The sequence below is a fragment of the Sphingobacterium kitahiroshimense genome, from assembly GCF_025961315.1.
Taxonomy (GTDB): Bacteria; Bacteroidota; Bacteroidia; order Sphingobacteriales; family Sphingobacteriaceae; genus Sphingobacterium; species Sphingobacterium anhuiense.
In genome coordinates this window covers 5,926,126-5,940,478 of the sequence record NZ_JAOQNK010000001.1, presented here as the reverse complement: position 1 = coordinate 5,940,478, position 14,353 = coordinate 5,926,126, and the positions used below count along the sequence as shown (strand labels likewise).

Sequence of the window (14,353 nt, the reverse complement as noted above, 5' to 3'; positions counted from 1 at the left end):
TATATACTACAAAATTTAATCAAACCAGAATCTAGGAATTAGCGCGTTATAACCTTTTGGATCGTCAAAAGAGCCTCTCCACTCTTCAACTAAGTGAATATTTGGATCATTTCCCCATGTTGATTTTGATGCATGTTCCAGAATAATTATTTGAGTTTGATAGCTGTTACTCGCCAGAAACTTACTACAAGCCTCAAAAATTAGTTTTGTATTCTGGATATCTTCAGATATTTTTTTCTTTTTTGTTTTATCCGCTTTATTATTCTCTAAATCTTTAAAATCTTCAGGAAAGTATACTTGGCTAGGTTGATCAAGTACTAATAATGAAGGTATGTAGTTCTTCTTACTAGTTTCTGGCAATTTTAAAAAATATTCATGTAATCCAAGAATTGTGGCAAGATGGTAACACATGTGATTCGCACCACTACCTAACTTATATAGAAAATTAATATTCTTTGTCTTTGTATCTTGAATTCTGATTCCAACACTAACATCTGGATCAAGCAACACTCTTCTTTGCTCTCTATTTTCTATAGGAAGAATCTTCACATAATTAGCAATTGAATCCGAAACTTTCTTCAAACAAAGTTCTTTATCGAATTTTTCTTTTAACTTTCTTATTTTTCTCCTTTTACTAATTAACAAAGTTGCAATTTTGTCTAGTTCTACCGCCAAATCTGCTGAAGGAGAAATCCTTTCTAAATTCTCGATCACATGTTGAATCTTACCTGTAAATTCAAATATATCTTGAAACTTTTTATAATTCCTATGATCTTCGTTTCTAATTATTTGAATATTTGCATCTATCTTTTGTATATTTTTTTCCCTTTCTCTTATCTTCTCTTGATAATCCCCTTTCTCTCTTTCAAAACTGAAGTATTCTGATTGCGAGTCTTCTATAATTTTATGATTTTTCTCCCTCTCATTTCTTAATGTAAGAAGAGTATTTATAGCTTTCTCAGACACTGAATCACAAAATGGACAAACATTAGTACCTTTCTGCTGAAGAAACCACTCTACGGGTGTTAACCTCTTATTCACTTCAATGGAAACATTATCAATGTAATCGACTTTTGATCTATCAAATTGTTTGATTTTTTGAAGACCTACTTTAAGATCATCCAATTCTCTTATTAGAATTATTCTTTCCTTATCTAATTCTTCTAACTTCTCCGAGTACCTCAAAGACGATCCCTCCTTCAAAAACCGATTACTTTTAACATCTATCACGATTCTACTCAATTCGTCCTTAATAATGTTGACGCTACTAGTCTCAATACTTATATCGGCATTTGACAAACCAAGATTGATTGCCTTAGAATAGTATTCGTATATGTCGGTTTGCCAGTTTTCATACTGTAACTTTAAATCGTCTAGCTTTTTAGCTTTCTCCTTTTCCTTACGTTCTAATGCATCAATTTCTACCTCAAGATTTAAAATTTCGTAAGACTTGTACCCCAAAACTAATGGAAACAACATCTTCAGGCGACGTAAATGTTCAAAAGTATCCGTCTTGTAAAATATAGTCGTAGGGTTTGCGATAATATTTTGTGGCTGGAACAAAAATGCGGCGGTGTCTCTAAAACTAGCTGGAGCTTCTTCTTTTTGAGATTCATTATTTATTGAAATATTCTCAAAGCCAGCCTTTACGGATAGAAAATCTTTCACTTTCTTCCGATTCGTCTTATACTTTCCAGATTCCTTTATCCATTCATTAGAGTTTAAAGTTGGGTTATCACCTTTTCCCTGAACGTCATACATATACATGACGTCAGACGCCTTATTGTCATTACCAGGACAATCCCTTGCTAAAAAAACTGCTTGATTATCTAATGTTATGTAAATGGCAAACTTATTGACTTTCTCTCTAATTGTTCCTACCGGAATATCACATTCACTACTTCCTAAACAATAATCGATTATTGAAATAATAGCAGACTTGCCTCGTTGACTGTACCCTGTAATAACATTTACCTTATCTTCCTCAAATTTGATAATTCTTGGATATAAATTATCATCTTGTGGGTACAAGAGAATATTTTTAATTTTCAATTTCATTAAAACCTGATATTTAGACTACTCTGTATATTTTTCTCATGCTTTTTAGCAAAAACACTTCCCAACTTATATGCACTATCTTGAATCTGCTTCACACTATCAAAGGAATTATTTGAAGATATAGATAGTACCAGTTTCTTGCTTGTATACGGTTTAAGCAGAATTATTGTACCATTATCTTTATCAATACTCAAAATTTTTTTACTGAAAGCCATATTAAGAGCGTCAAAAGTCTGTTTAGACATTTTGTATGCTCTTTCCTGAAGCCCTAGGATTATAGAATGTTCTTTGATTAAAGCTGTATATAACTCATTGGAATTTAAGAAACTCAACATCGCTGAATAATTATAGACAATAGGTAACACAAAAAATAGGTAATCAAGTTTAGGAAATTTTAGTTCACTTTCTTTATTTTTCGCTATGTTGTGATACCCCAAGGTAAAGCTGTGAACAGCTATTACACCAAGAGCATCATTTTGCATTAATTCAAAAAGATTATAGGCTTCCTCAGTAGGATAATAATTATCTTCCCCCATTATTACTTATATTTAGATTCCCAATCAGGATGCCAACCAATTTCTGGAATGTTTGACAGTTTTAAAAAGGTTCCATTACGTACATAACTATTTGAGGAATTGAATGAAATTCCATCCTGAAAATGAACAACAATTTCATTCATCAGTTTATCGAAGATATCTATTGCCATATCATTTTTCTCATTATCATTATATTCATCAAGTTCTTTTCTAACAACAGTATCATAGTGACTTTGCCATTTATGCTTACACACTTGCTGAAATTCCACAAAATCTGGTTCTGTAAATTCACCTCCTTTTACTATGTGCGACATCTCGATTTCATGATATATAAAATCATTCACAGCCAGCTCGATAATTCTTTGTTTTGACTTTTCGTTTCGATCAATATCCGTAATTTGTTTTACAAACAGCTCCTTTTTGAGATGAGCAAGTACTTTTTCATCTATTGTTCCCAAATCACTCTTTTTCCTAAAAATCGCGTTGATTATTGCAGGATTTGTTGTAACGTAAGATAGTTTTGAATCAAATTCTTTCTTTGAAAAAGATGCAGGAATTTTAGTCCCCTGCATCCACTTAGCCTTACTAGCGTTTACAATCCATCCATACATCGCTTCAAAAACAAGGTCTTTTCTTACGTTGTTATAATTATTAGTACTCATGTGTATGGCTATAAGAAATCTTTCCTTTAATACTTCTTGATCCTCAATAACAAGATTTTCTTTAACTTTCCTAAAGCTATCTTCTCTAGACAGCACAAACTCTATAAGCGTTATTGTTTGCTTTATCGATGAGCCTGCACCCTTATTAGTACTTTTCGATTTTTTAAGCTTTTCTTTTTGGTCAGTTAATAGCAACTTTATTTCCTCTAAAACTTTATCAAAGTCGTTGGTTTCAATTTTACGCAAAAGTGAATTATCTGCTATTTTCCTATTAGTAGAACAGATAAATTTTGTAGTATCATCAAACACCCCTAATTCAACTTTCTGAATCCATATCTCTAAGGTTCTCCATAACGACCTACTAGTATCTTGGAAGGTTGTCCCGTTCGGAGATATACTATGTTTTGATTGAATAGTGACTAGTACAAGGTCGTCCTCGTTTTGAACAGCGACGTCGTCAACTTGTTCAATTGAAACCACATCCTTAGTATTGTCTAGCGTCGCCAATAAAACTAGTGCTTTCTCAAATTGAAAAAGAAATCCAGCAATTGAGCCTGAAGCGGAATCAGTCATAGATTAATTTAATTGTTAGTTTTACTAAATTTACTAATTTTCAATGAATCTCAATGAATCTTACCAGTAGATATAAACTCAAAAGCTTTTCCTATCAAAAGTGATTTAGAACTGGTAAGGGATAACCAAATATTATATCCTTTATCTTTCCCATCATACTTAATCATAGGAAGATAGAGATTTTTTGCTTCATGTACTATGTTAATCAGATTGAAACCATAAGCAGATTCAATAAAATTCAATATCCGATCAATCGGCTTCATCTGCATATTTTCGCTAAACGAATTGGATTCATACTGCCTATATATTTCGGGAAAACTATTTTTGAATTCTTTTAAGGTCATAATAATCTCTTATCTTGTTTAGGCTAACCCAGTATTAGCTAGAGCTAATGGTGCAGGTCTACTTACACCTATGCTTTCTAACAATGCTTCGTATTGTTCGGAATCTTTATCCTCAATCCTATCTAATATAAACTGAGCAACTTTTTTCATTTCTGGTATATCGATGGGTTGCATACCCCGATCAAATATCTCTTCAAGATGAGACAATTCGTTATTAACACGGTCTGTTAAAATAGCGGCTTGATTGTCATTCCCAAAATATTTTAATAAACGCTTTGAATTAGCATTATTAGTTTGATTTTCTATTCTAGATGGGTACTTGTAAAAAAGCAAGGCCTCCAAAAATTTACGAGCATTATTACCGAAATTGTAAAAAAGATGATGGTTCTCATCGTTTACAATTTCTGCATTTGCACATTTATAAATTTGATCAAACAAAAAGTTAAATTCAGTAACATAATCTTTGAGATATGAAGGCATAAGGGATATAGTACTCTTCTCTCCTATTCGATTTATAATAAAATGCTCCATTCTATCATTTTTATTTACTTGCAGGGAAGACAAATCTAACCTCTTCAAGTATTTAAGAAAATCTAGATTATGAGTTGATATAAATATTTGATCAAATCTATTCTTTACAAACAGCTCAGAATTGATAACGCTATACAAATAAAATATGTGATTAGCGTCCAAACTGGATATTGGGTCATCTATTAGAATTATTGGTTTACTTCCTAAAGTGTGAATATCATCAAGTTTTGCCATAAAATAGCAAAATGAGATTAAAGAAATCTCGCCCTCACTAAGGTGATATGCTATACTATTGTTTCTGACGATATTAAATCTAATTTTCTTCGTTGCACTTTTTTCCTCTTTAATAGCCTGTAACTTAAGGTGTCCATGTCCGAAATAATTAGTAAGATAGTGATTTACTCTATTCGCTCCTTCTTCCTCATCGTTTAATCTCCGCCCTAATTCATCTATACTACTTTCTTTACTTCGTATTTCTTCTTCTAACTCGATAAATACTCTTTCTTTTTCCCGTAAATCTGCCTCTTTTTCAAGAATCAGAGCTTGCTGTCCCGAATAGTTTATAGTTTCAATAAAATTATTAATCTCGTAATATCTTAAATCCTTTTGAGCATTTTCCTTTCGGTCTTTTAGCTTACTGGTCAAAGTATTGTTATCTTTTATTAAGTCATTTAATAAGGATACTTTGGAATTTAATTCCTGTATACAACTAATATTAACTGTTTTCGAAAAATCAGCATTCCTCAGTAATGATTGCAATCGAGTATCTATTAAGTTAGCATATTCTTCTAATTCGACAATAACACCATCTAAGCTTAATTTTACGGCATCTATTGCTGAAGAGGCTTTCGTTTGCAATTCGCTATAAAACAAATCTGAAGATATTGAGTTCTTTTTACCGGATAATTGAGTATTCTTATTCTCTATTAAGGAAGCGACTATTAATAAATCTTTCTTCAACTTTGCAGTCTCTTCATCAAAATGCTTATCGAGAGCTACCCAGCGTTCAGACGAAATAGAATTACCACAAAATGAACATTTACAATCTCTGTCATCCTTATGTAAATCATATCCTTCTTGTGCCCATCTATTAAGTGTAGCATTTTCGAGAAGTTCTTGTATCTTATCGCTACCGAGAATTTCTTTCATAACGAGTTCTTTTACTTTGCTATGAATAGTCTCTATTTCGCAATCAATAACTTCCAATTCAGAAACATCCGCCTTTTCGTCCTCTTTCAAAAGCTTTTCACATTGGTCTTTCTTCTCTAAATCAAGCAATTGAACATTAGCAATATCTCCAATCTCCTTACTCAGTTTTGTAATATTATAGTTGATATCACCATAAGTAGCATAGTTCTTTTTGATGCTATCTGCCCCTACTGTAGCTTTGTTTGCTAACTGAGTATTCAAATTACCCTTTAATTTTGTCAACTCTGAAGAGACTACCTCTTGGTCGACCTTTCTTTGTTTTAAATCACTATATAAGAGTGTCTCTATTCCCTCTTCATTACTACCTAATAGATTTCTAATCTCTTCTATTTGTTTCTCAATTCCTGTATTTTGTCCTATAATAGCAAACGGAATTATATCCGTTTCGTGATCAATAAAAAACTTTAGATTCTCCTTAATAAAATCTTCATTAAAGCACCTTATCAGCAGATTATTCTGCTGAAAATTGGTATAATTTATCAATACTCCACCTTCCAGAGTCAGCTCGAAGTCGGGTCTCTCATATTTATCAGAAATAGACTTAGTTTCTATACCTCGAAGTATTCTTGATAGAGTTGTTTTACCAGAATAATTTCGTCCATAGAATATATTTACTTTTTTTAATGGTATTAGAGTATTCCCTGAATCTCTTATTGAATCCCAAGTGAAACCATTATATATACCAAAATTATTAATGTTAATTTTTCTAATCATAATTAAATTTATTTTCACTATTTTATTGATTTATGTCATATGACTTTTCCTTTACATCATAGCATTTACAATACAAGTATTTTTATAATTTAGTCAGGATCTCTTGCTAACAATATGGCTGTTTAGAAATCATCTACAATATAAACTGAAAATCAATAAATAAAAAATTAAAAGTAAAATAGTTTTGTATCCTGCAATTGCGCGCAATAATAAGTAATCTTATTTTACATAGTATACGGGAAACCGTAAAGGAGAAAAAAGAGGAATATATTCGGCTTTATCGCATATGCTTAACAGAATCTGCATAATTTATATTGCCGATTGCAATTGCGCCTTTGTCTTTCGATTCGTTTCAGGAATCAAAATGATAATTACACCTTTTATATTAATTCAAAATCAATTACATTCATCGCTGATAAAAGTCTTATTTATTTCCTATTGTAGTATATTAGGAAATACTATATCCCTTATGCTAACAGGGATACAAATTTAAAATTCAGTCTGTCATTTTCGCCAAGCCACAAACCATCTGTAATTTTACAAATACGACAAATACAAAATGAGCGTTTATAAAACGGGAATTATTCTGATTATTTTAAGTTGGATTGCTTGCTTAAATCCTTATTGGATAATATTTGGAGGACCAGTTTTTATAATCGGACTTTTGATAGTATGGTTCTCTAAAATCAAGCTAAAGACAAAATTACTAACGACCTTTTTACCACTGCTACTTTGGTTTCCTGGAATGCTTGCATTCGTCTTTTTAGCTTCAAAGCATATGACACCAGAGACCTTTCTTATTCCTAAAGGCTTTAGAGGTCAAATCACGCTAATTTATAATGAGCCTTGTGGACAGACTGTTCCAAAAGTAGACGGAAGACTGATTTACAAAATTCCAGATAATGGAGTTATGATACTCACAAACAAATTTGAGACTGGTATCATAGACCAAGAGTATTATTTTGTTGATAACAACTGGAACAAAATAGAAAAAATACCGGAACTTATACAGCAAGACTTTAACGAAGACTACACACTTGAAAAGAACAAAAATGAGCCTCCAAGAAATAAGGTCGGTATATTTTTACTTGGGACAGGTAGTGGATCCACTGCAATGAATGAGAATTATGAGTTTCATATGATGGCAGTCAATTCCTGGGACAATTTTAGAGTTCAATACGATGGAGGTATTTCGGACAAATTAATCGACAGCTTATTATTCCAATGCAGGAAAAAATAACCATACAATATTTAATTGGTGTAGGACTTGCACTTTTGATAATTCCAATAGTTGAAGGCGCACTTGCGGTACTTCCGAACATTGGTTGGCATTTTTTGACAGTTATGTATTTTACGGTATTTACTTTGCAAATCACCTTTTACTACTTGACAACAAACTTCAAATTTGGCTGGACGGTTTTGAGTTTTATTTTGAACTTTATATTCTGGACATTTGAGCAAGTAATTATTGAGAAGACTTTTCACGACTCCATTATTTACAATGGAGAGAACTGGAAACTTGGCGTATACATTCTTGGCGGACTACTTTGGGTAACAAATAAAATTCTTATTGATAAACTTTTTGACCTTAATAAATCCATTCACAAGCAGAGCAGCAGAATAAATACATAGTGTATTTTGCATATTGGTTTTGGCTTCTTTGGTACTTTTACTTGTGAATACTTGATGACAATAAAGAGAATATCATTTTAATAAATTTTTACACTTGTCATTGTAAAGCATATGTTTTGTTTACGAAATGATTTAACAAGAGCTAGTTTGAAAATTTAACAAAGCCTATTTATCCAAAGCAAAATATCCTCCATCTTTTGGTACACCTCGAAATTCTATCAACCCAACCAAAAATCGGAAAGCTTATTAATTGAAAACAATCAGTATTACAGAATTTTGCATAATGGAGAAAAGAAAGAGATATAAAAATTCCAACAAATGTTATAGCGGAGGTTTCCCTCCGTGTTTAAAATATTCAATTTATCTTTTTTTACGGTTTTGATGATTGCATCAATATAAGCATATACAAAGGCTTCTTTGTCATTGGTTTCAATAGTGGTTTCACACCTTTTCCCTCCCAATTTGTTTTTGTAATCGGATGAATGGATTGAATGTAAAGAACCGGCATGAAAAATCTTTAAGGTTGTAAATTAAAATAGAATCATTGATAAATTATACTAGGATTCTCATTTGGTACAATTCTCTGGATGATGATAATCCATCGTCAGAGAATGTTGATGGGATTAGTAATTTCGTAAAAATAGATGATAGCGATTTAGATATAGGCTGCGGCACAGGTAAATTAGCAAGCGAGCTTATGCATGGGTATAAAGAAATATACGTTTTGGATATATCTGTAGAGATCAATGGAGCATCAATATATCAAATAATGACTACGACATGTAAGTCAAATACACAAATTAAGCGATACTTGCCGACTCTCAAATATCTAATTCACAGCAAGCAGACACCTGCCGTGGATTAGATAAAAGTTTTGAAGCTTCTCAGCACTATCCTATCTTATGTTGATTGATGAATTTGGCAATGACGGGATCGCGATGATCGAAAACTACACTGGATTTTGTTTCTAATGTACTGATGGCTTGCATATCCTCGCGACCAAGTTCAAAATCGAAAATATCGATATTTTCCCTGATGCGCTGCGGTCGCACCGATTTTGGTATCGCAACTATGTCCCGCTGTATAAGCCAGCGCAAAACAACTTGTGCTACTGTTTTATTGTGTTTTTTGGCAATAGGCACGAGCACTTCATTGTTGAATATATCATTTTGTGCTTCTGCTAAAGGTCCCCAGGATTGGTGCTGTACATTGTATTCCACCATCGTTTTCTGTTCTTCTTTTTGCTGGTGAAACGGGTGTGTTTCCACTTGATTTAAGGCTGGTACCACCTTGTGGTTCAGGATGAGGTCGACCAAACGGTCCTGCTGAAAATTACAAACTCCAATGGCCTTGATTTTGCCTTCGGTATACAGTTCTTCCATTGCCCGCCACGCTCCGTACACATCACCGAAAGGTTGGTGAATCAGGTAAAGGTCGAGATAATCAAGGCCAAGATTTTTCAAAGATTTGTCAAATGCAATTTTGGCTTTCTCATAGGGATGATCCTGCACCCACAACTTAGTCGTGATGAACAGTTCCTCTCTTGGCACGCCGCTTCGGCGGATCGCTTTTCCAACGGCCTCCTCGTTAACGTAGGCCGCGGCGGTATCAATCAAACGGTAGCCTGCCTTTATCGCCTCATATACACTATTTTCACATTCTATCGGGTCGGGAATTTGGTAAACACCAAATCCAAGAATCGGCATTTCAACGCCGTTATTCAATGTAACTGTTTGCATAATTAATTATTTATGATATTCGTTAATAAAAGCTATCATTCCATTATCAGGATCATGCTTTAAAAAATGGGAACTTAAACATCCGATCTAAAATCCCATTTTATCAGATGATCAGCACAGGCTTATTTGTTCGCCGATACAAAAAGCAGATAATTTTCTACGCCAAACTGTTCCTTGAATGATTCGCTTAGCGGACCTAATGCAATTATCTGAGAAATCTCCGTCAACTCAAACCATTCTGCCAGCTGTAGAGCTGTATTCTTGTTGTGTTCCTGGCATGCATCTTCGCTTGCGTAGCGTTCATGCTGGCAATAACTGCCATCTGGTTTTCTGAAAATATCATATACCAATGTTCCCGTTTCTGTTTTTGCAATGGCAATTTGTTCTGCCATTACTTCTTCGTAAAGTTTCTGCTTTCCTTCTTTTACCGTGAAGGTGAATATCATGTCAATAATTTTACTTTCCATTTGTTGTATTTTTAATATTTAAGAATAGATATATAGGTTTAACAACCTAGTTTTTTATGCATTATCAATGGCCTGCATTCCCGCATCGTCATATCTGTTACCCGTTGGGGTTCCTAATGGAATGATACTTTCCAGACGGATCAAATCATCGGTGCTTAATTCCAGATAGGTAGCAGAAATATTCTGCTCTACATATTTTACACGTTTGGTTCCAGGTATAGGAATTGCCCCTTTTGAAATGGTCCATGCCAATGCCAATTGGGTACTTGTTACTCCTTTTTCTGAAGCCATCTTCTCTATTTCCTCAAGTAGTTCAACGTTCTTTTTTAGTTGATCGCTCATATACTTGGGAGATGTTCTTCTGAAATCGTTTTTCGGAAAATCTTCCGTTTTTTTGAACTGTCCAGATAAAAAGCCTCTTCCAAGTGGCGAATAGGCCACAAGACCGATACCAAGTTCTGCTAAAGTTGCCTTTACGTCGGTCTCTTCGATGCTTCGCTCAAATAGCGAATATTCCGTCTGTACAGCGGTCAACGGATATACGGCTTGGGCCCTACGAATTGTGGCGGAAGATACTTCAGATAGGCCAATATATTTTACCTTACCCTCCTTGACTAGTTCTGCCATTGCTTCAACAGTCTCTTCAATAGGGGTGTTTTTATCGAGACGGTGCAGGTAATACAGGTCTATATAATCGGTGTTCAAATTTTTAAGCGACCTCTCTACGGCTTTTTTTACATACGCTTTGCTACCGTTAAACTGCCATGTAAGCTGGTTGTGGTCATCTATCTCAAAGCCAAATTTTGTGGCTATAATATAGTTCTGACGATTGCTCCTGGTTGCTTTCCCTACCAATTGTTCATTTATCAATGGACCGTACAAGTCTGCGGTATCAAGAAAATTACCTCCAAGCTCCAAGGAGCGGTGTATCGTTGATATGGAATCACTTTCAACGGCTTTACCATACATATTGCCACCCAGCATGTCTGTCATACCCATACAGCCTAAACCTACAGCTGGTACAATTAGCCCCTGACTGCCTAATTTTATTTTTTTTATTTCTGACATATTTTTATTATTTATTAATCGACATACATCCGAACTTCATTTGCTCCAAAGGTAAAATCGAAACATTTATTTAAAATTAATAATACAAAGATCTCACTCGTAGTCAGTTTGGGTGTATCTCAATCTCTGAATAAAGTATCCCAATTACATCTGTCAAGAAAACAGTCTAAATTCTTCGTTACGAAACTCTAATGATAACCAATTTGGATACATATAACATTGGTTTGGATACAGGTGCACAAAGTCAAAGCAGTAATTTTGAAATAATCTTGTACATGGAATTCAGCTATATGAAGCACGCGCAGAAAAACATGGGATTGTGTTTTTAACTATGGAACGCATCAAGGAACATTTGTGATAGAATTAAAGATCGTCTCATTGGTATATTAGAATTGAAAGAAACTTCATAAGTCCCCTTAAATAAATTAAATAATATAAATAATGGAAAAACAAGCTGTAATAAAAATTATAAACAAGCTAAAGATTAAGACTGGCCAGGAAGCAAACATAATCCCGTTGCTTGAAAAGCAACTGCAATTTGTCAGCAAAAATGAACCCCACATCCTGGCGCTAGAGTTTGGCAGGCTTGATGAAAATACATTTATCATATTCCAGACTGTGGCAGGCAATGCAGGAATGCGGATGCATTTTTCTACGGTATCGCCCGACCTTGCAAAGGAATGGGCCACAGTAACTTACTCTGAGGAAGTGATCGTTCTTGGTCAAGTAGACAGCGATGTTTTGGAAGTATTGAAAAGCTTTGGTAAACTAGTCCACTATACTTTAGCTATGGAGTTATAGTGATATGCTTGCTATTCTCATAATATCTGCTTAAATTTATATAGCCCCTGGAAAAAACACTCCAACAAAATTGTCAAATGAAAAAGAATAACCGGATTCCTGAAAAAGTAAGTACAATTTCTGCTTTGCACGCTTCCTTGGGGATTAAAGGACCAAAACACCCATTAATCAGCATCATTAACCTGGAAGAGATCGTAACAGACAGCCCGACCGTGGAAGAGTCACTATCTTTTTCCTATAACTTTTACATCATAGGACTTAAAAAAAACTACGAGGCAAAAGTAAGATATGGGCAGAACTACTATGATTTTGATGCCGGGGTGTTAAGCTGTATCGGTCCAGGCCAGATCATAAGCGTTGACAATTCCGCACCCCAGAAGCTGGAAGGATATCTTTTAGTAGTGCACTCAGATTTTTTTGCTCAATATCCACTTGCCAAACGTATAAAGGAATATGGTTTCTTTTCTTATGCAACCAATGAAGCCCTCCACATGTCGGACGCTGAAGAATTAACAATCATCTCTATGCTGAAAAATATGCAGAATGAGAGCTCAACCCCAATTGATCACTTTACACAGGATTTGCTGGTATCAAATCTGGAGCTGTTGCTCAATTACTGCAACAGATTCTATAACCGCCAGTTTATCACTAGAAAACATGTAACCACTGATATCATTTCCAGTTTCGAAACTTTGCTCAATAGTTATGTTGACAATGGGGAATCAATATTAAATGGATTGCCTACAGTACATTATTTTGCAGAGCAACTCAATACCACTCCAAATTATCTGAGCGATCTTCTGCGTGCATCTACAGGTAGAAGTGCGAGTCATCACATACAGGATAAGGCAATTGAAAAGGCCAAGGAACTTTTAGGTTCTACTGAACTTACCGTAGCGGAAATTGCCTATCAGCTGGGATTCGAATTTCCCCAGTCCTTAAATAAGCTTTTTAAGAAAAAAACAAGCATTACCCCATTAGATTATCGACAGTCCTTGAATTGATCTTAGGATAGAAGCGTATTGTTGTAGAAGGATAAGGAAAGATACGTTGAAAACAAGTCAAACTGCTTTTTTGAATTCTTTATCCAAATAACCGTTTGAATCCTTCATCTGTCATCGATCAATAAAAACGTGTTGAACGTGATTTTTCATAATTTTAGGATTTGCTTAAATAATGAATTACATAAAGCAAATCTGATAAAAACTAAAAATATTATCCGATTATTATACGTTATAGTCTTTTGTTGTCGGCTATCACAACTTGGCTCAATATTTACAGATATATCAGAAAAAAGCAAAGCCACATCTTGCGACGTGGCTTTTACTAAACATATGAATTAAACTTAACTTACTTATACGAGTTGATCGATTGGGATACTTTCCAGTTGCCACCATCATTAACCAAGGTGATTAAATCGGTCTTGGTAAATCCTTCGAATTGTTGGGTTATTTTTGCGATCCTATAGTCACTGGATTGCTCAATGATTGCAGTGCTTGTTTTACAGTTCAACTCCTCGCCTTTTTGTTTTTTCAAAAATGAAATAACTTCTGAACGGCTATTGGTTCTATCTTCTGATGCATGTACTTTCTGATTAAAACCTGAAGTGAACAACTGCTCTACTCTGCCGACTGTCCTTCGGTCATAACTTCGACGTAATGATCAATGGCTAGATCTGCTGTGGATAGATTGACCACTGCTTTTTTAGAGTTATCTCCTACTGGTTTGCCTGCTGCCATCGTGAATGTAGATAGTGCGATCAACGCTGCTGCTGCAAATGTTTTTGCTAAAGTTTTTCATCTAGTTAATTTGTTATTTAAAGGTGATAAAGCTATCATGAGTATAAATTCTACAACTAATTACCAATATACTCATGATGGTTCATAATGTTTTTATGTTATATTGTTATTAAGTTGCATCAGCCCCACATCCACCAATTCAAACCTTGATGCCTGCTTTGCAGTTCTATTTGTTTGTTGATTCAAAAGTAGGGTGTAAATCGTACCTACCCTATGGCAA

Annotated in this window: 13 protein-coding genes; 4 read left to right on the top strand and 9 right to left on the bottom strand. The window is 34.3% G+C overall.

Annotation, left to right across the window (positions count from 1 at the left end; genetic code table 11):
- Positions 1 to 15: 15 nt before the first annotated feature.
- Genes M2265_RS25380 through M2265_RS25360 form a run of 5 tightly spaced genes read right to left on the bottom strand, consistent with a single transcriptional unit; the run spans position 16 to position 6,627 of the window.
- Positions 16 to 2,058: a DUF3732 domain-containing protein gene (locus tag M2265_RS25380; RefSeq protein WP_132772960.1), complete on the bottom strand. Its 2,043-nt coding sequence runs from the start codon at positions 2,056 to 2,058 to the stop codon at positions 16 to 18.
- On the bottom strand, positions 2,058 to 2,594 hold the full coding sequence (locus M2265_RS25375) for a three component ABC system middle component (protein ID WP_132772962.1): 537 nt from the start codon (positions 2,592 to 2,594) through the stop codon (positions 2,058 to 2,060). Before M2265_RS25375 ends, M2265_RS25380 begins: the two co-directional genes overlap by 1 nt.
- A gap of 2 nt (positions 2,595 to 2,596) precedes the next feature.
- Positions 2,597 to 3,829 carry an ABC-three component system protein gene (locus tag M2265_RS25370; protein WP_132772964.1) on the bottom strand — a complete coding sequence of 411 codons (1,233 nt, stop codon included), beginning with the start codon at positions 3,827 to 3,829 and terminating at the stop codon, positions 2,597 to 2,599.
- 50 nt (positions 3,830 to 3,879) lie between these two features.
- Positions 3,880 to 4,173 (bottom strand): hypothetical protein, encoded by a 294-nt coding sequence (locus M2265_RS25365; RefSeq protein ID WP_132772965.1) that lies wholly within the window; start codon positions 4,171 to 4,173, stop codon positions 3,880 to 3,882.
- 18 nt (positions 4,174 to 4,191) lie between these two features.
- Positions 4,192 to 6,627, bottom strand: coding sequence for an AAA family ATPase (locus M2265_RS25360; protein ID WP_132772967.1), 2,436 nt, complete (start codon positions 6,625 to 6,627; stop codon positions 4,192 to 4,194).
- A gap of 559 nt (positions 6,628 to 7,186) precedes the next feature.
- Here M2265_RS25360 and M2265_RS25355 point away from each other — a divergent pair.
- Together M2265_RS25355 and M2265_RS25350 are read left to right on the top strand one after the other, a co-directional pair.
- Positions 7,187 to 7,867, top strand: a complete 681-nt coding sequence (locus M2265_RS25355) for a DUF6843 domain-containing protein (RefSeq protein WP_132772969.1) — start codon at positions 7,187 to 7,189, stop codon at positions 7,865 to 7,867.
- The gene (locus tag M2265_RS25350; RefSeq protein WP_132772971.1) at positions 7,852 to 8,259 is read left to right on the top strand and encodes a hypothetical protein; all 408 of its coding nucleotides are present in this window, start codon (positions 7,852 to 7,854) and stop codon (positions 8,257 to 8,259) included. The genes M2265_RS25355 and M2265_RS25350 overlap by 16 nt, the downstream gene beginning before the upstream one ends.
- A gap of 890 nt (positions 8,260 to 9,149) precedes the next feature.
- On the opposite strand, the gene M2265_RS25345 is transcribed toward M2265_RS25350, so the two are convergent.
- The 3 genes from M2265_RS25345 to M2265_RS25335 form a co-directional block, all read right to left on the bottom strand.
- Entirely contained in the window at positions 9,150 to 9,998 is an 849-nt protein-coding gene (locus tag M2265_RS25345) for an aldo/keto reductase (RefSeq protein WP_132772973.1), read from the bottom strand.
- Between the two features lie 122 nt (positions 9,999 to 10,120).
- On the bottom strand, positions 10,121 to 10,465 hold the full coding sequence (locus M2265_RS25340) for a putative quinol monooxygenase (RefSeq protein WP_132772975.1): 345 nt from the start codon (positions 10,463 to 10,465) through the stop codon (positions 10,121 to 10,123).
- A gap of 54 nt (positions 10,466 to 10,519) precedes the next feature.
- Complete coding sequence (locus M2265_RS25335; RefSeq protein ID WP_132772976.1) at positions 10,520 to 11,533, bottom strand: aldo/keto reductase; 1,014 nt, start codon at positions 11,531 to 11,533, stop codon at positions 10,520 to 10,522.
- A 441-nt stretch (positions 11,534 to 11,974) separates the two neighbouring features.
- Here M2265_RS25335 and M2265_RS25330 point away from each other — a divergent pair, with 441 nt between their 5' ends.
- Both M2265_RS25330 and M2265_RS25325 read left to right on the top strand, forming a co-directional pair.
- A complete protein-coding gene (locus tag M2265_RS25330) occupies positions 11,975 to 12,334 on the top strand; it encodes a hypothetical protein (protein WP_132772978.1) in 360 nt (119 codons plus the stop codon).
- A gap of 77 nt (positions 12,335 to 12,411) precedes the next feature.
- On the top strand, positions 12,412 to 13,338 hold the full coding sequence (locus tag M2265_RS25325) for a helix-turn-helix domain-containing protein (RefSeq protein ID WP_132772979.1): 927 nt from the start codon (positions 12,412 to 12,414) through the stop codon (positions 13,336 to 13,338).
- A gap of 346 nt (positions 13,339 to 13,684) precedes the next feature.
- Here the strand turns inward: M2265_RS25325 and M2265_RS25320 are convergent, their stop codons facing one another.
- The gene (locus M2265_RS25320) at positions 13,685 to 13,870 is read right to left on the bottom strand and encodes a hypothetical protein (RefSeq protein ID WP_132772981.1); all 186 of its coding nucleotides are present in this window, start codon (positions 13,868 to 13,870) and stop codon (positions 13,685 to 13,687) included.
- Positions 13,871 to 14,353: the final 483 nt, after the last annotated feature.